Origin of the sequence: Streptomyces sp. NBC_00252 (assembly GCF_036187565.1) — a bacterium.
GTDB lineage: Bacteria > Actinomycetota > Actinomycetes > Streptomycetales > Streptomycetaceae > Streptomyces.
Genome location: NZ_CP108087.1, coordinates 5,097,684 through 5,112,170 on the forward strand (window position 1 = coordinate 5,097,684; position 14,487 = coordinate 5,112,170).

Genomic DNA, 14,487 nt, shown 5'->3' on the forward strand with positions numbered 1-14,487 from the left:
GGCCTGGTCGCGCTCGTTCCGTCGTCGGCTCACGTCACTTCTCCGTCTTCACTTCCCCGTCTTCGGACGTGCGGGCCCCGGTGGTGTCAGGCCCTCGGTCCCGCCGGGCCCCGGTCACATCAGGCCTCCCGTTAGGTACGGAGGAGCCTCCCGTCCCGCTCACCACGTCGGCCTCGCCGTCACCCCGCCGTCGACCACCAGGTCGTGCCCGGTGATCCAGGAGGCGAGCGGGGACGCCAGGAACACGCAGGCGTCGCCCACGTCCTCCGGCCGCCCCAGCCTCCCCGTCGGCGCCGCCTCCCGCCACCGCCGCACCCCGTCCGGCCAGTCCGCCGCCAGTCCCTCCCGGTCGATCAGACCGGGCGAGACGGTGTTGACGCGGATGCCGTACGGGCCGTACTCCAGGGCCGCCGACCGCGCGTGCATGACGACGGCGGCCTTGGACGCGGAGTAGTGGGCGTGCAGCGCGGCCGGGGCGCCCGCCTCGATCGACGCGATGTGCGTCACCGTGCCGCCGTCCTCGCTCTGCTCCCGCATGACCTCCGCCGCCGCCTGTGTGCAGGCGAAGACGCTGGTCAGGTTGGTGTCGACGACCGTCCGCCAGTCCGCCGCCGTCATCCCGGGCAGCGGCTGCGTGGGCTGTACGCCCGCGTTGTTGACCAGCGCCGTCAGCCGCCCGCCGCTCCACTCCGCCGCCTCGCGGACCAGCCCGCGGCAGGCGTCCTCGTCGGTCAGATCGGCTTGCAGTACGACGGCACGGGCGCCCAACTCCCGTACGCGTGACGCGACTTCACCGGCCGCCTCCACCGCCGTACGACAGTGGACGGCGACCCCCGCCGCGCCCTCCTCCGCGAACCGCACCGCGATGGCCCGGCCGATGCCGCCGCTCGCGCCCGTGACCAGGGCGAACTGCCCTGCCAGGAGGCCGTTCACGGGCGGCACAGGGCGGTGATGCGGGCGGCCTCGGCCGGAGTGCGGGCGTAGCGGGCGGTCAACTCGCCCGCGTCGCCGTGCTCGTAGCCGTCGTAGGTGAAACCGGGTGCCATGGTGCAGCCGAAGAACGTCCACGCGCCGCCCGCCACCACCCGCGCCCCCATCCAGGTGCCGCCGGGGACGGTGAACTGGAGGTGCTGGCCGTGCCGTATGCCGGGGCCGAGAACCGCCGTGCGCACGGTGTCGTCGGGGGCGAGGAGGAGGAGTTCGAGGGGGTCGCCGAGGTAGAAGTGCCAGACCTCGTCGCCGGGGAGGCGGTGCAGCGCGGAGAAGTCGTCGGCCGTGAGCAGGGCGACGATCGCCGTGCCCTCCGGGTTGCCGTCGGCCCGCTCCGGGCCCGCCCACGTCTGCCGGAACAGGCCGCCCTCGCGGGGGATCGGTACGAGGCCGTAGTGGGCGACGAGGTCTTCTGGGGTCACTCCGGCAGGCTACGGGAAGGCCACCTCGCGGGGGAGAAAGGCCAGTTGAGCGTGCTTTTCGGGCAGGAAGACGTCCGGTATGTCCACCTCCGGGAGGACGACCCTCGGCCCCGGCACGAACCCCTGCCGCAGGAACCGCGCGATGGCCTTCTCGTTCCGCACGTCCGGATCGACCACGACCCGGCGCCGGTCGAGACCGAGCAGGACGTACGACGCGAGGGCGCCCAGCAGCGCCGACGACCAGCCGGGCCGGCCGCCGTCCGGGCCCGCCGGGGCCAGGAGGAGGTGGATGCCGATGTCCCCGGGGCGTACGTCGTAGCAGTCGCCGACGCGGTCGGCCGCGGGGTCGTAGGTCTGGAGGAGCGCGACGGGGTCGCCGTCCCGGAGCACGAGGTGGGCGTGGTGGGTGTCGAGGGTGGCCATGTGGGCGTAGATCTCGGTGACTCGGTCCTGGGTGAGGCCGTTCATGCCCCAGAACGCGGCCCGTTCCTCGCTGACCCAGCGGTGGATCGTCCCGGCGTCGGCCTCCGGGTCCAGGGGGAGGACGTGGACGGCGCCGAAGCCGTCGACGTGCTGCGAGTGGAGAGGGTGACGGGCGGGGGCGTGCGGCTCAGACATCGGTTTCCTTCGCGGGAGGCTCAAGGAGGTGCCAGTCGGTGATCACCGGGGCCATGTCTCCCTTGAGCCACAAGGGCAGTTGATCGTGGTGGTGCGGTGAGGCGGGATTCCCCGACGCGCCCAGCGGCACCACCCACAGGCTGTCGTCCCGCCGGGCCAGGTCCCACACGAAACGGGCGGACGGACCTCGCGCGCTCAGGTCGGTGAGCCCGGGGACGGAGGAGGTGCACAGGACGCAGTCGTGGTCACCGGACAGGCGGGGAGCGGGAGTTGGGGTGGTTTTGGTTTCGGTGAGGGCCCGCCAGGGTGCGAGGCGGTGGCTGTCACCCCAAGTGCCGGACGGTTTTGCCGCCGTCTCCTCCAGCGCCGCCCGCACCGCCTCCGGCCGGTCGATGCCGTACAACTCCCCTGCCCGCAGCAGGTGTTCGAGCGCGAAGCCGACGCGCGGGAGCAGGGCGAGCCAGGGCAGGAACACCTCCGGGTACGCGGGCGGTTCGGCCAGCGCGGCGAACGCCGGGTGGGCCGCGAGCCGTCGGACGACCGCGCCGCGTACGGCCGCGTAGGCGGCGGCGTCGCTGCTGTCGGCGTCCATACGGCGGTCCCAGGCCAGCAGCCGGTCGCGGAGCGCGGCGGCCTCCGGGGTGAGGTCGGTGAGTGCGGCCAGTCGGTCCAACAGGGGTGCTGCGGAGCCGAGATGGGTGTCCATGTGGACCGCGGGCATGTCGGCGGCGGACCACTTATCGCGCCCGCCGAGCAGCTCGGTGATGCGGTCGGCGCGGTGGCCCGGGGCGAACTCGACGCCGAGCGGGGTGGCGGGGCCGCGCTGGTTGGCCATGACCGCGATGCCGTCGTCGGTGAGTCCGGCGCGGGGCGGCTCGTGCCAGCCGTGCCACTCGTGACCGGGTTCCCAGGCGGGCACGAGCCGGGTGCGGTTGGCCTCGGCGCGCAACGGCACCTTGCCCGCGACCCGGTGCAGCAGGCCGCCCTCGGTGTCGGCGGCCTGGACGACGTTGACGGGTTCGGCCCAGTCGTCGAACGCCCGGTCCACGTCGGCGACTTGGCGGGCCCGGAGGAGGGGGAGCAGCGCGGTGAAGCCGAGGTCGCGGGTGACGCGGGGCGGGTAGCGGAGGCTGATGGCGAGGGGCGGGGTGGAGGGTGGGGTGCCGGGCGGGGTGCCGGGCGGGGTGCCGGGCGGGGCGCTGATGCCCATGGCGAGACCTTCCTGCCTGCCGATGACACCTCCGTCCAGCCCGTCCGGTTCGCCGATGACGCCTCCGTCCAGCCCGTCCGGTTCGCCGATGATGCCCCCGTCGAGACCCTCCGGTCCCCCGATCACGACCGGCCCGCGTTCGGTCTCGATGATCTCGACCTCCACGGACTCCTCGCCGGCCACGTCGACCGTCTCCGTGTGGCGGGTGGCGCGGTGCCAACTGCCGTCCGGGCCAAGGGCCTCGACACCGGCGCCGGTGCGGCGCAGGCGTTCGCGGTACAGGTCCTGGTAGTCGGCCATGGCGTTGGTGATGGCCCAGGCGACCGTGCCGGTGTGGCCGAAGTGGGCGATGCCGGGGACGCCGGGCACGGTGAGGCCGACGACGTCGAACTCCGGGCAGGAGAGGTGGACTTGCTGGTAGACGCCGGGGTCCTCGATGTAGCGGTGCGGGTCACCGGCGAGGACGGGCAGGCCGGTCGTGGTCCGCTCACCGCTGACCAGCCAGCCGTTGCTGCCGGAGGTACCGGGCCCGTCGGTGGCGAACAGCCCCACGGCATCCGGCCCCAGGTGCCGTACCGCCTCCTCGCGCCAGAGCTTGGCCGGGAACCCGGCGAACAGGATGTGTGTGGCGAGCCAGATGCCGAGGGGGGTCCAGGGTTCCCAACGGCCGGGCGCGAGGCCTGCCTTGGCGAACTCGGGTGCTGAACCGCCCTCCGTCAGACCCTCGTTGACGCCGTCGACGTACGACCGGACCCAGCGCGCGGTCTCGGCGTCCCGGCGCTCCAGGGCCGTGAAGCAGCGCCTGGCCGTGTCGTCGAGCCGGACGCGGCGGGCGAAGAGGTCCCAAGGGAGGGCGCGGACGCCGAGGAAGGACGCAGACGTGCCCTGCGCCCGGTGCCGTTCGACCTCGAGCTGCCAGGCGCGGTCGAGGGCGGTGACGCGGCCTTGGGCGCGGGCGAGTTCGTCGGCGCTGCCGGCGCGCAGGTGGGGAATCCCCCAGGCGTCGCGGTGGACCGCGGCATCGCGGTGGAACTCGGTCGTCACGCTGTGGCCCCTGTTCTGGTTCCGCCCTGAGGGCTGAGGCTATTCTTTAGGTTAGCCTTACCTAATTTATTGCTGAGGAAAGCGTACGCGAAGGGTGAAGAGACCATGGTGCAGGGGCGCGGTTGGGAGGGCGCGGTTCTCAGGCTGCTGCGCGCCAAGGACTACGAGTTCACGGTGACGAGAGCCGAGGACGTCACCCCGCACTACCGCCGCCTCCGCCTCACCGACGGCGGCATGCTCGCGGCGACCGGGGTCCACCCGACCATGTGGGTCCGGCTCTGGTTCGACAACGCGGGCAGGCCGCACCAGCGGGCGTACACCCTGGTCGACCCCGACCCGGCGGCCGGCACGTTCGGCCTCGAATTCGCCCTGCACGAGGGGCGGGCGAGCGACTGGGCGCGGGGCGCGCAGCCGGGCGACACCATCGAGGCGACGGTCCAGGGCACGGGCTTCGAGACCCCGGACCCGACCCCGTCCCACCTCTTCGTCATCGGCGACCCGGCCTCCCTCCCCGCCGTCAACTCCCTTCTCGGCACGGTGGGTTCGGCGGTCCCGGCGACGATCTGGTTCGAGGGCGACGGCGAGGGCCTGCCCTTCCGCACCGACCCGGCCCTGCACGAGGTGCACAGGACCGCCCGCGGCCAACTCGCCGAGCGGGTAAGGGCGGAGCTTCCCGACCTGCTGAAGGGAAGCAGCGACCCGTACGTCTGGATCACCTGCGACACGACGACCACGCGGGCCCTGTCGTCGTACGTGCGAAGGGAGTTGGGCGTACACCGGGAGCGGGTGCACGCGCTGGGGTACTGGCGGGCGGGCTGAACGGAGCGGCGAAAACACCTGTGTTCCGAGGCCGGGGCCGGTCTACCCTCTGCGGATGACCTTGGAATGGGAACAGGTAATCGTGCACGCGGAGGATCCGGCGGCCCTTGGGCAGTGGTGGGCCGAGGCGCTGGGGTGGGTCGTGGTGTACTCCGACGCCGACGAGTACGAGATCCGCCCCGCGCCGGACCGCCTTCCGGGCCTGGACTTCGTCCGGCTCGACGAGGCCAAGCAGAGCAAGAGCCGGCTGCATCTGGACTTCCGGCCCGACGACCAGGCCGCCGAGGTGGCCCGCCTGGAGGCGCACGGCGCGCGCCGCGTGGACATCGGCCAGGGCGAGCAGTCCTGGGTGGTCCTGGCGGACCCCGAGGGCAACGAGTTCTGCGTGCTGGGTCAGCGCCGGCAGTAGGGCCGCGCCCGGGTGGATGCCCGCCGGCCCGGCGCACCGGCGGGCATCCCGCGCCCGTACGCGCCATCATCGACCCATGGACGTCACCCTTCACCTCGCCCAGGACCCCGACGCCGATGAACTCCTCGGCCGTTCCCCGCTCGCCGCCCTGGTGGGGATGCTGCTCGACCAGCAGGTGCCGATGGAGTGGGCGTTCAAGGGGCCGCGGACGATCGCCGACCGGCTCGGCGCGACCGACCTGGACGCGCACGACATCGCGGCCCGCGACCCCGAGGCCTTCGCCGCCCTCCTCTCCGAGAAGCCGGCGGTGCACCGCTACCCGGGTTCCATGGCCAAGCGCATCCAGCAGCTCTGCCAGTACCTCGTCGAGCACTACGACGGTGACGCGAGCAAGGTCTGGGAGGGCGTCGGGACGGGTGCCGACCTGCTCAAGCGCCTCCAGGAACTCCCCGGGTTCGGCAAGCAGAAGGCCCAGATCTTCCTCGCCCTCCTCGGCAAGCAGCTCGGGGTCACACCGAAGGGCTGGCGCGAGGCCGCGGGCGCCTACGGCGAGCCCAAGTCGTACCGCTCCGTCGCCGACATCACCGGCCCCGAGTCCCTGACCAAGGTCCGCGCCCACAAGCAGGAGATGAAGGCCGCGGCCAAGGCGGCGAAGGCGGCAGGCGGCAAGTAGCCCCGGCCTCCGCACCCCGTCAGCCAGGTGGCCCGCCCCGGTGGCGGGCCGTGGGCCCCCGGTCAAAACATGGACCATGACCGAGGCACCGAGCGGCCCCTGGGGCCCGGAGTACGACGACCGCCGCGCCCACGCGCCACGCGACCCGCGGCCCCCGCACGACGACCCGGAATTCGAAGGGCCCCTCTTCGCCCTGTCCAAAGCCGCGTGGCAGGTCGTCCTGCTCACCGGCGTCGCGTCCCTGATCCTCGGCGTGCTGGTCCTGGTGTGGCCCGGCGCGTCCCTCTTCGCGGCCGGCATCCTCTTCGGCCTGTACCTGCTGATCAGCGGCGTCTTCCAGCTGGTCGCCGCGTTCGGCACGCACCGGGCGACCTCGCTGCGCGTCCTCGCGTTCATCAGCGGCGCGCTGTCGATCGTGCTGGGACTGTTCTGTTTCCGCGGGCCGATGCAGTCGATCCTGCTGCTCGCCCTGTGGATCGGCATCGGCTGGCTGATCCGGGGCATCACGCAGACCCTGGCCGCGATCCACGACCGGACGATGCCCGCCCGCGGCTGGCAGATCTTCCTGGGGATCGTCACCTTCATCGCCGGCATCGTGCTGATCGACTCCCCCTTCCGCTCGGTCGCCGTCCTGACCCTCGTCTGCGGCATCTGGCTGGTCGCGGTCGGCGTGGTCGAGATCGTCACGGCCGTCCGGATGAGGAGCCACGCCAAGAAGGTGCCCCAGGCCCTGTGAGCCTCGTTGGTAGGCCGTGCGGGCGGTTTACGCGCCCGCCGCGATGAACGCCGTACGGCCGCTGGGAGATGACCTTCCATGAGCACGAGGGTGCGCCCCGCACACCGCCTCCCCCGCAGCCGCGCCTGGCTGCGGGCCCTCGTGCTGCTCCTCGCCCTGCTGGTGCCCGGCACGCACGCCGAACTGCGCGCGACACCGGCCGCGTCGGCGTCCGTAGAGACGACCATCGAGTACGACGTCCTGGACACCGCGGCTGCCCTGCGGCCCGTCGGTCCCCTCGCCGTCCGACGGCCCACCGCACCCCTGCGGCCCGCGCCCGCACCGGCGTCCCGGGCACCCCGGGCGCGTTCCCTCCCCGCGCCGCCCTCACCGCCGTACACCCTCCGCGCTCTGCGCACGGTGGTCCTGCGCTGCTGACGGACCGGCCTTCCCCAGGTCAACCGTCACCACGACGCTAGGAACACAGCCATGCCCATCGACCCGTACGCGGTCCTGCGCGCCCTGCTGCGCGCCGAGGCCGTCCGCAACGCGCCCAAGCCGGAAACCCGCCGACCCGAGCCGCAGCGGCCCCCCGAGGAACGGGGGCGCTGAGCCTGCGTACGGCCCGGCGGGGGCTAGCGCTTCCGCCGGGCCGTGCCGAACAGGGAACGCGTGATCTCGCGGCCGATCTGGGTGCCGACCGAACGCGCCAGGGACTTGAACATGCCGCTGCCGACGACCTGTTGGACCATCGACTCGTCCTCCTTGGCCGGCTTGGGCGCCGCTTTCGAGGCCGCCTTCGGGGGCTCCGGGACCGGCTGCCGCTCCGCCGCCGTGAGCTTCTCGTACGCCGACTCGCGGTCCACAGCCTGTGCGTAACGGCCGTACAGGGACGAGGACTTGACCGCCGTGTCGAGGGTCGCCGCGTCGATCGGGCCCATCAGGGACTCGGGGGCGCGGAGGCGGGTCACCGCGACCGGGGTGGGGGCGCCGTTCTCGCTGAGGACCGTGACGACCGCCTCGCCGGTGCCCAGGCCCGTGAGGATCTCCTCCAGGTCGTAGGGGGAGTTCGGGAAGGTCTTCACCGTGGCCTTCAGCGCCTTCTGGTCGTCCGGCGTGAAGGCGCGCAGGGCGTGCTGGACGCGGTTGCCGAGCTGGGCGAGGACGTCGCCGGGGACGTCCTTCGGGGTCTGGGTCACGAAGAAGACGCCGACCCCTTTCGAGCGAATGAGGCGGACGGTCTGCGTGATGGAGTCCAGGAACGCCTTGGAGGCGTCGTTGAAGAGCAGATGCGCCTCGTCGAAGAAGAAGACGAGCTTGGGCTTGTCGGCGTCACCGACCTCCGGGAGATCGTGGAAGAGGTCGGCCAGGAGCCACATCAGGAAGGTCGAGAAGAGCTGCGGTTTGTCCTGGACGGCGGGGAGTTCGAGGACGGAGACCATGCCCCGGCCGTCCGTCGCCGTGCGCAGCAGCTCGCTCGTGTCGAACTCCGGCTCACCGAAGAAGTCGGCCATGCCCTGCGCCTCGAACGCGGTGAGGGAGCGCAGGATCACCCCGGCCGTGGCGGTGGACAGGCCGCCGATGTTCTTCAGCTCCGGCTTGCCCTCGTCGGAGGTGAGGAAGGTGACGACCGCCCGCAGGTCCTTGAGGTCGATCAGCTCCAGGCCCTTGGTGTCGGCGTAGTGGAAGATCAGGCCGAGGGACTGCTCCTGGGTCTGGTTGAGCTGGAGCACCTTGGAGAGCAGGACCGGGCCGAAGCCGGTGATCGTGGCGCGGACCGGGATGCCGTGGCCGATGCCGCCGAGGGCGTAGAACTCCGCCGGGTAGCCGGTCGCCGTCCACTGCTGTTTCACCTCGGCGGCGCGGCCCGCGACCTTGTCGTTCGTGACGCCGGGTGCCGAGATGCCCGACACGTCGCCCTTCACGTCCGCGAGGAACACCGGCACGCCCTGCGCCGAGAGCTGCTCGGCGATGAGCTGGAGGGTCTTGGTCTTGCCGGTGCCGGTGGCGCCCGCGACGAGGCCGTGGCGGTTGAGCATCGGGAGGGGGACGCGGATCTGCGCGTCGGGCAGACAGGCCCCTTCCCACAGCAGGGCGCCCAGGTCGAGTGCAGGTCCTGTGAAGGCGTACCCGGCGGCGATCGTCTCGCTGTCACTCATATCAGGCCTCTGTTCCTGTTTTGCCCGGCTTTACGGCATCTTTTCCAGCGTCGCACTCCGTCTCCATGGCTGCGCCCGGAACGTCATGACCGGTAGGCTTTCCGTGTGATCTTCAAGCGCATCGGAAACGGCCGGCCGTACCCCGACCACGGCCGGGAGAGCACCCGGCAGTGGGCGGATGTCGCGCCGCGCCCGGTCCGCCTCGATCAGCTCGTGACGACCAAGGGCCAGCTCGACCTGGAAACGCTCCTCGCCGAGGACTCGACCTTCTACGGCGACCTCTTCGCGCACGTCGTGAAGTGGCAGGGCGACCTGTACCTGGAGGACGGCCTGCACCGCGCGGTCCGCGCGGCACTGCAGCAGCGCCAGGTGCTCCACGCCCGCGTCCTGGAGCTGGACTGAGCCCTGCGCGGGCCGCACCTTCCAGCACGGCGAGCCCCCGCACGACCGACCACCGCACGGCCCCGGACGGCTGCCTTCCGCTAACCCGTTCGTCCTTTCGGGTTGGTCTCGGCGCTGTCGAATGATCATCTAGTAGGCATCGCCGCCCAGGCGCACTACGCTGCGCTCATGAGCATGCTGACTCCCCCAGGCATGGGCGGCCAGTACCGGATCACGGGGGACAAATACCCGCGCATGCGCCGTCCGCGGCGCCGCGGGAGGCTCGTCCTCATGGTGATCGCCTCCGTCGCCGTACTGGGTGTGGGCGGGTGGGGCACGTTGCAGCTCATCGACGTCTTCACCGGTGGCGGCAAACAGGCGGCGGCAGCCGGTTCCAAGGCCGCCTGCGCGTCCAAGGCGAGCCCCTCGCCCACCACCGACTCCGCCGTGCCGAAGCCGGCCCAGATCACCGTGAACGTCTACAACGCCACGCCCCGCAGCGGCCTCGCCAAGTCGACCGCCGACGAACTCAAGAAGCGCGGCTTCAAGATCGGTGACGTGGGCAACGCGTCCGCGCAGTGGGACAAGAAGGTCAAGGGCACCGGCGTCCTGCTCGGCCCCGCCTCCGCCCTCGACACCTCGCTGCCCGTCCTCGCCACCCAGCTCACCGGCGCCGAGCGCCGCACCGAGGCCACCCGCAAGGGCACCGCGGTCGACCTCGTCATCGGCACCGCCTTCAAGAACCTCGACGCGAAGGCCGCCGCCGACAAGGCCCTGGCCGCGCTGACCGGCCCCGCCCCGACGGCGAGCGCATCACCGAAGGCGTGCTCGTAGCCGTACGAGAGCGGCGGTACGAGAGCGGCCGTATGAGAGCGGCCGTGGAAAGCGGTCCTACGACAACACCCGATCCCCGTCCGGCAGGTAAGAGCCGTACGGGAATCGGGTGTTGAGGGGTTCCTACTCGGCCGCGCCGTAGAGGCGGTCGCCCGCGTCGCCCAGGCCCGGGACGATGTAGCCGTGCTCGTTCAGGCGCTCGTCGACCGAGGCCGTCACGACCGTCACCGGGGTGCCCGCCAGGTCGCGCTCCATGACCTCGACGCCCTCGGGGGCCGCGAGCAGCACCACGGCCGTCACGTCGTCGGCGCCGCGCTTGATCAGCTCGCGGATCGCGGCGACCAGGGTGCCGCCGGTGGCCAGCATCGGGTCGAGGACGTACACCTGGCGGCCGGAGAGGTCCTCAGGCATGCGCGTGGCGTACGTGGACGCCTGGAGCGTCTCCTCGTCGCGCACCATGCCCATGAAGCCCACCTCGGCGGTCGGCAGCAGCCGGACCATGCCGTCCAGCATGCCGAGGCCGGCCCGCAGGATCGGCACGACCAGCGGGCGCGGGTAGGACAGCTTGACGCCGGTGGTCGGGGAGACCGGCGTGACGATGTCGACCTGTTCGGTGCGCACGTCGCGCGTGGCCTCGTAGGCGAGCAGGGTGACCAGCTCGTCGGCGAGGCGGCGGAAGGTCGCGGAGTCGGTGCGCCGGTCGCGCAGCGTGGTGAGCTTGTGGGCGACCAGGGGGTGGTCGACGACGTGGAGACGCATGTCCACAACAGTAGCCGGGCCCCGCGGCTGCCGCGGTCCGCGCTCCCACCGGCCCCGATCCGGCCCGCGGTGGCATCAAACCGCCCGTCCGGGGGAAAGTGGGAGGGACGGAACGGGGTGGTGAACCGATGCCTGACCGTGAGTCCCAAGGGGACCCGTCGCAGTCGAAGAGCCGGTCGAACGACCGGGAAGCCGACCGGGAAGCCGACCGGGAAGCGAGCCGGGAGACCGAGGCCGAGCGCAGGCGGCGCCGGGCCCAGTTCCTGCGCGAGCTGACCGAGGCCCGCGAGCTGCGCGACCGGGTACAGCCCCGCCGCGCCAAGACCGCGCGGCTGCGCCACGCCATGCGTATGCGCACGTTCCGCTGGTAGTTGAGGCCTGTCTCACAGCAGCTTGTAAGGCCAACCGGGTGCGTGTGCAAGGCGATCGCCGCGTACGATCCCGCTGGTGGTCGATCAAAACGGGCGGACACAGGGAGCCGAAGACGTCCCCTGATCGCCTTGTTTCTGCCACGATTCCGAGTGGGTGGGGCTCGGAGCACGAGCTCTCCCCGCCCGCAGCCTCCGCCGGGGGGACCCCCAACCGGCACGCCTAAGACCAGTGGGAGAGTCACGGTGTACTTCGCCGCACTGCTCGCGCGCACCGAAGACGGGTGGGAAGCGAGCGACACAGAGCTCGACGATGTCGAGAGCCTGTCGGATCTGGCCGAACTGGCCCGTGAAGCCTCGCCCGAGGACGACACGGTGCTGGTGCTCATCGAGCAGGAGGACGCCTGGTTCGGCGTCGTCCGCATCGACGGCGAGGACGACCCTCGGATCTACGTCTCGGACGCAGCTGCCGCCGCACGCAGCTCGTACGGCGAGATCCTGCTCACCGACGAGCTGCTCGGACGGGACCCGGACGCCGACGACGTCGTCGACCTGGACTCGCTCGACCTCGACGGCACCGAGGACGGTGACACCGAGGAGGACGACGACGAGGACGGCACCTCGGCCGAGGCCGTTCCGCACAGCCCCGTCGGTGACAGCCAGATCCTGGACGATCTGGGCGTCGGCGAGAAGGAGTTGCTGCTCCTCGACGCCGACGACGCGCTCAGCTCCATCGCCGAGGCCCTGGGGGCCTCGGAGGTCCTGGAGACCGTCCGCTGACCACAGCACGCACAGAAGGGACTCCGGACCCGGTACGCGACCGCTGGCGGGCCGCGATGCGGCTCGCCCTGGACGAGGCCGCGGCGGCCGCGCGGGGCGGTGACGTCCCGGTCGGCGCGGTCGTGCTGTCCCCGGACGGTACGACCGTGCTCGCCACCGGGCACAACGAACGCGAGGCCACCGGCGATCCGACGGCGCACGCCGAGGTCCTCGCGATCCGACGGGCCGCCGCTCTCCTCGGGGAGTGGCGGCTGTCCGGCTGCACCCTCGTCGTCACCCTCGAACCCTGCACGATGTGCGCGGGCGCCCTGGTGCAGTCCCGGGTGGACCGGGTCGTCTACGGCGCCCGCGACGAGAAGGCGGGCGCGGCCGGCTCGCTCTTCGACGTGGTCCGGGACCGGCGGCTCAACCACCGCCCCGAGGTGATCGGGGACGTCCTCGCGGACGAATGCGCGCTCCTGCTCACGGAGTTCTTCCGCGACCGGTAGGGGTGTCGGCGGTGGGCCCCGATACCGATTTCAAACCACGCCCCACCTTGTTGTAAGGTCTCTCTCGGTAGCGTGTCCGAGCGGCCGAAGGAGCTCGCCTCGAAAGCGAGTGTGGCGCAAGTCACCGAGGGTTCAAATCCCTCCGCTACCGCTTCTGAGGGGCCCCGTCGAAAGACGGGGCCCTTCGTGCGTTGATCCATTCGGGGGCCGCGAAGGTTACACTCACCGCCGGCAACAGGGGGCCCACGGGCACGGATCCACAGGGGAGGCCGCGATGGCGGTGAACGCGAAGAAGATCGCCGTCTATTTGCTCGTGGTCTTCGCGCTGTACGTGATCATCACGGACCCGTCCAAGGCCGCCGACTACGTCCAGATAGGCTTCGAGGGCATATCGGACGCCGCGAAGGCCATCGGCGACTTCATGACCTGGCTGGCCGACGGGGCGAAGTAGTCAACTACCCACCAGGAGCGCGCAGATGATCCGCCACCTCGTCCTCTTCAAGCTCAATGAGGGTGTCGAGCGCGACGACCCGAGGGTGGTGGCGGGGGTCGAGGCCTTCCGCCCGCTCGGCGATCTGATCGACGACCTGCGCTTCTGGGAACTGGGCTGGAACATCAGCGACCGCCCCATCGCCCACGACTTCGCCATCAACTCGGCGGTCGACGACCCCGACGCCCTGAAGCGGTACATCGAGCACCCCGCGCACCAGGCGGGCGTCGCGCTGTGGCGCGAGTTCGCCACCTGGGTCATCGCCGACTACGAGTTCTGAGCGCACCCCGGAAGCCCTCAACGCGCCACCTCCACACAGCCCCTTGCCGTCACGGCAGGGGGCTTTTGTTGCGCAACACGGCATAACACGGTATTAGGCGGTGCTTGCACACAGTGCACATGTCTTGTGATGCTATGACCGCTTTTGACGGATGAGTTGACCTATTGAAGAGGTGTGGCGTTGACCGTGTCGGCCAGTACAGCGCCACCCCAGGAGGAGGCGCCCGCCCAGCCCCCGGCGCCGACCGCTCCGCCCCGCAGCCGCGGCGCCGACACCCGGGCCCTCACCCAGGTGCTCTTCGGTCAGCTCAAGGGGCTCCAGCCGGGTACGCCGGAGCACAACCGCGTGCGCGGAGCGCTCATCGAGGCGAATCTCCCGCTCGTGCGCTACGCGGCCGCCCGCTTCCGCTCCCGCAACGAGCCGATGGAGGACGTCGTCCAGGTCGGCACCATCGGTCTGATCAACGCCATCGACCGCTTCGACCCGGACCGGGGCGTGCAATTCCCGACGTTCGCGATGCCGACCGTCGTCGGCGAGATCAAGCGGTACTTCCGCGACAACGTCCGCACGGTCCATGTCCCGCGCCGGCTCCACGAGTTGTGGGTGCAGGTCAACGCCGCGACCGAGGACCTGACGACCGCCTTCGGGCGCACCCCCACCACCGCCGAGATCGCCGAGCGGCTGCGCATCGGCGAGGACGAGGTGCTGTCCTGCATCGAGGCAGGACGCTCTTACCACGCGACCTCGCTCGAAGCCGCCCAGGAGGGCGACGGACTGCCCGGGCTGCTCGACCGGCTCGGCTACGAGGACCCGGCCCTGGACGGCGTGGAACACCGCGACCTGGTCCGCCACCTCTTGGTCCAACTCCCCGAGCGGGAACAGCGGATCCTCCTGCTGCGCTACTACAGCAACCTCACCCAGTCACAGATCAGCGCGGAGCTCGGCGTCTCCCAGATGCACGTCTCCCGGCTCCTCGCGCGCAGCTTCCAGCGGCTCCGCTCCGCCAACCGCATCGAGGCATGACGCCACTTCGGGACGCGTTCGAAAA

General features: G+C 71.4%; 20 protein-coding genes and 1 tRNA gene. 15 read left to right on the forward strand and 6 right to left on the reverse strand.

Translation table 11 applies throughout. From position 1 onward, the window contains the following. Window positions 1–159: 159 nt before the first annotated feature. Genes OHT77_RS22270 through OHT77_RS22285 form a run of 4 tightly spaced genes read right to left on the reverse strand, consistent with a single transcriptional unit; the run spans window position 160 to window position 4,284 of the window. On the reverse strand, window positions 160–942 hold the full coding sequence (locus OHT77_RS22270) for an SDR family NAD(P)-dependent oxidoreductase (RefSeq protein ID WP_328830279.1): 783 nt from the start codon (window positions 940–942) through the stop codon (window positions 160–162). Then, window positions 930–1,412 carry a cupin domain-containing protein gene (locus OHT77_RS22275; protein ID WP_328830280.1) on the reverse strand — a complete coding sequence of 161 codons (483 nt, stop codon included), beginning with the start codon at window positions 1,410–1,412 and terminating at the stop codon, window positions 930–932. The genes OHT77_RS22270 and OHT77_RS22275 overlap by 13 nt, the downstream gene beginning before the upstream one ends. A gap of 9 nt (window positions 1,413–1,421) precedes the next feature. Further along, entirely contained in the window at window positions 1,422–2,030 is a 609-nt protein-coding gene (locus tag OHT77_RS22280; RefSeq protein WP_328830281.1) for a GNAT family N-acetyltransferase, read from the reverse strand. After that, entirely contained in the window at window positions 2,023–4,284 is a 2,262-nt protein-coding gene (locus OHT77_RS22285) for a penicillin acylase family protein (protein ID WP_328830282.1), read from the reverse strand. Before OHT77_RS22285 ends, OHT77_RS22280 begins: the two co-directional genes overlap by 8 nt. A 105-nt stretch (window positions 4,285–4,389) precedes the next feature. Between OHT77_RS22285 and OHT77_RS22290 the strand changes: the two genes are divergently transcribed. The 6 genes from OHT77_RS22290 to OHT77_RS22315 all read left to right on the forward strand — a co-directional run bounded on the left by OHT77_RS22290 (window position 4,390) and on the right by OHT77_RS22315 (window position 7,512). Beyond that, window positions 4,390–5,103 carry a siderophore-interacting protein gene (locus tag OHT77_RS22290; RefSeq protein WP_328830283.1) on the forward strand — a complete coding sequence of 238 codons (714 nt, stop codon included), beginning with the start codon at window positions 4,390–4,392 and terminating at the stop codon, window positions 5,101–5,103. A 55-nt stretch (window positions 5,104–5,158) separates the two neighbouring features. Continuing rightward, window positions 5,159–5,512 (forward strand): VOC family protein, encoded by a 354-nt coding sequence (locus tag OHT77_RS22295; protein WP_266770615.1) that lies wholly within the window; start codon window positions 5,159–5,161, stop codon window positions 5,510–5,512. 76 nt (window positions 5,513–5,588) lie between these two features. After that, window positions 5,589–6,185, forward strand: a complete 597-nt coding sequence (locus OHT77_RS22300; RefSeq protein WP_328830284.1) for an HhH-GPD-type base excision DNA repair protein — start codon at window positions 5,589–5,591, stop codon at window positions 6,183–6,185. A 76-nt stretch (window positions 6,186–6,261) separates the two neighbouring features. After that, window positions 6,262–6,921, forward strand: coding sequence for an HdeD family acid-resistance protein (locus tag OHT77_RS22305; protein ID WP_328830285.1), 660 nt, complete (start codon window positions 6,262–6,264; stop codon window positions 6,919–6,921). Window positions 6,922–6,999: 78 nt separating this feature from the next. After that, window positions 7,000–7,338: a hypothetical protein gene (locus OHT77_RS22310; RefSeq protein ID WP_328830286.1), complete on the forward strand. Its 339-nt coding sequence runs from the start codon at window positions 7,000–7,002 to the stop codon at window positions 7,336–7,338. A 51-nt stretch (window positions 7,339–7,389) separates the two neighbouring features. Next, a complete protein-coding gene (locus OHT77_RS22315; protein WP_328830287.1) occupies window positions 7,390–7,512 on the forward strand; it encodes a hypothetical protein in 123 nt (40 codons plus the stop codon). A 23-nt stretch (window positions 7,513–7,535) separates the two neighbouring features. On the opposite strand, the gene OHT77_RS22320 is transcribed toward OHT77_RS22315, so the two are convergent. Continuing rightward, window positions 7,536–9,059 carry a helicase HerA-like domain-containing protein gene (locus OHT77_RS22320; RefSeq protein ID WP_328830288.1) on the reverse strand — a complete coding sequence of 508 codons (1,524 nt, stop codon included), beginning with the start codon at window positions 9,057–9,059 and terminating at the stop codon, window positions 7,536–7,538. 105 nt (window positions 9,060–9,164) lie between these two features. Here OHT77_RS22320 and OHT77_RS22325 point away from each other — a divergent pair, with 105 nt between their 5' ends. Both OHT77_RS22325 and OHT77_RS22330 read left to right on the forward strand, forming a co-directional pair. Further along, the gene (locus OHT77_RS22325) at window positions 9,165–9,461 is read left to right on the forward strand and encodes a type II toxin-antitoxin system VapB family antitoxin (RefSeq protein ID WP_003999914.1); all 297 of its coding nucleotides are present in this window, start codon (window positions 9,165–9,167) and stop codon (window positions 9,459–9,461) included. A 192-nt stretch (window positions 9,462–9,653) separates the two neighbouring features. Beyond that, the gene (locus tag OHT77_RS22330) at window positions 9,654–10,274 is read left to right on the forward strand and encodes a LytR C-terminal domain-containing protein (protein WP_328834302.1); all 621 of its coding nucleotides are present in this window, start codon (window positions 9,654–9,656) and stop codon (window positions 10,272–10,274) included. Between the two features lie 123 nt (window positions 10,275–10,397). On the opposite strand, the gene upp is transcribed toward OHT77_RS22330, so the two are convergent. After that, window positions 10,398–11,033, reverse strand: coding sequence for a uracil phosphoribosyltransferase (upp, locus tag OHT77_RS22335; RefSeq protein ID WP_266770606.1), 636 nt, complete (start codon window positions 11,031–11,033; stop codon window positions 10,398–10,400). Between the two features lie 128 nt (window positions 11,034–11,161). Here upp and OHT77_RS22340 point away from each other — a divergent pair, with 128 nt between their 5' ends. The 7 genes from OHT77_RS22340 (at window position 11,162) to OHT77_RS22370 (ending at window position 14,462) form a co-directional block, all read left to right on the forward strand. Continuing rightward, window positions 11,162–11,404: a hypothetical protein gene (locus OHT77_RS22340; protein WP_328830289.1), complete on the forward strand. Its 243-nt coding sequence runs from the start codon at window positions 11,162–11,164 to the stop codon at window positions 11,402–11,404. A gap of 243 nt (window positions 11,405–11,647) precedes the next feature. Beyond that, entirely contained in the window at window positions 11,648–12,181 is a 534-nt protein-coding gene (locus OHT77_RS22345; protein WP_328830290.1) for a tRNA adenosine deaminase-associated protein, read from the forward strand. Window positions 12,182–12,237: 56 nt separating this feature from the next. Further along, window positions 12,238–12,669, forward strand: a complete 432-nt coding sequence (gene tadA, locus OHT77_RS22350) for a tRNA adenosine(34) deaminase TadA (protein ID WP_328830291.1) — start codon at window positions 12,238–12,240, stop codon at window positions 12,667–12,669. Window positions 12,670–12,735: 66 nt separating this feature from the next. Continuing rightward, window positions 12,736–12,820 (forward strand) — tRNA-Ser (locus tag OHT77_RS22355). Between the two features lie 123 nt (window positions 12,821–12,943). After that, on the forward strand, window positions 12,944–13,120 hold the full coding sequence (locus OHT77_RS22360) for a hypothetical protein (protein WP_043685720.1): 177 nt from the start codon (window positions 12,944–12,946) through the stop codon (window positions 13,118–13,120). Window positions 13,121–13,145: 25 nt separating this feature from the next. Further along, a complete protein-coding gene (locus OHT77_RS22365; protein ID WP_328830292.1) occupies window positions 13,146–13,439 on the forward strand; it encodes a Dabb family protein in 294 nt (97 codons plus the stop codon). Window positions 13,440–13,613: 174 nt separating this feature from the next. Continuing rightward, window positions 13,614–14,462 carry an RNA polymerase sigma factor SigF gene (locus OHT77_RS22370; RefSeq protein ID WP_328830293.1) on the forward strand — a complete coding sequence of 283 codons (849 nt, stop codon included), beginning with the start codon at window positions 13,614–13,616 and terminating at the stop codon, window positions 14,460–14,462. Window positions 14,463–14,487 lie beyond the last annotated feature (25 nt).

Bases quoted from the DNA above. Each gene is read 5' to 3' on its own strand.
- OHT77_RS22280 (WP_328830281.1), bottom strand. From the start codon at position 2,030: ATGTCTGAGCCGCACGCCCCCGCCCGTCACCCTCTCCACTCGCAGCAC.
- OHT77_RS22290 (WP_328830283.1), top strand. From the start codon at position 4,390: ATGGTGCAGGGGCGCGGTTGGGAGGGCGCGGTTCTCAGGCTGCTGCGC.
- OHT77_RS22295 (WP_266770615.1), top strand. From the start codon at position 5,159: ATGACCTTGGAATGGGAACAGGTAATCGTGCACGCGGAGGATCCGGCG.
- OHT77_RS22300 (WP_328830284.1), top strand. From the start codon at position 5,589: ATGGACGTCACCCTTCACCTCGCCCAGGACCCCGACGCCGATGAACTC.
- OHT77_RS22305 (WP_328830285.1), top strand. From the start codon at position 6,262: ATGACCGAGGCACCGAGCGGCCCCTGGGGCCCGGAGTACGACGACCGC.
- OHT77_RS22310 (WP_328830286.1), top strand. From the start codon at position 7,000: ATGAGCACGAGGGTGCGCCCCGCACACCGCCTCCCCCGCAGCCGCGCC.
- OHT77_RS22315 (WP_328830287.1), top strand. From the start codon at position 7,390: ATGCCCATCGACCCGTACGCGGTCCTGCGCGCCCTGCTGCGCGCCGAG.
- OHT77_RS22320 (WP_328830288.1), bottom strand. From the start codon at position 9,059: ATGAGTGACAGCGAGACGATCGCCGCCGGGTACGCCTTCACAGGACCT.
- OHT77_RS22330 (WP_328834302.1), top strand. From the start codon at position 9,654: ATGGGCGGCCAGTACCGGATCACGGGGGACAAATACCCGCGCATGCGC.
- upp (WP_266770606.1), bottom strand. From the start codon at position 11,033: ATGCGTCTCCACGTCGTCGACCACCCCCTGGTCGCCCACAAGCTCACC.
- OHT77_RS22340 (WP_328830289.1), top strand. From the start codon at position 11,162: ATGCCTGACCGTGAGTCCCAAGGGGACCCGTCGCAGTCGAAGAGCCGG.
- tadA (WP_328830291.1), top strand. From the start codon at position 12,238: ATGCGGCTCGCCCTGGACGAGGCCGCGGCGGCCGCGCGGGGCGGTGAC.
- OHT77_RS22360 (WP_043685720.1), top strand. From the start codon at position 12,944: ATGGCGGTGAACGCGAAGAAGATCGCCGTCTATTTGCTCGTGGTCTTC.
- OHT77_RS22365 (WP_328830292.1), top strand. From the start codon at position 13,146: ATGATCCGCCACCTCGTCCTCTTCAAGCTCAATGAGGGTGTCGAGCGC.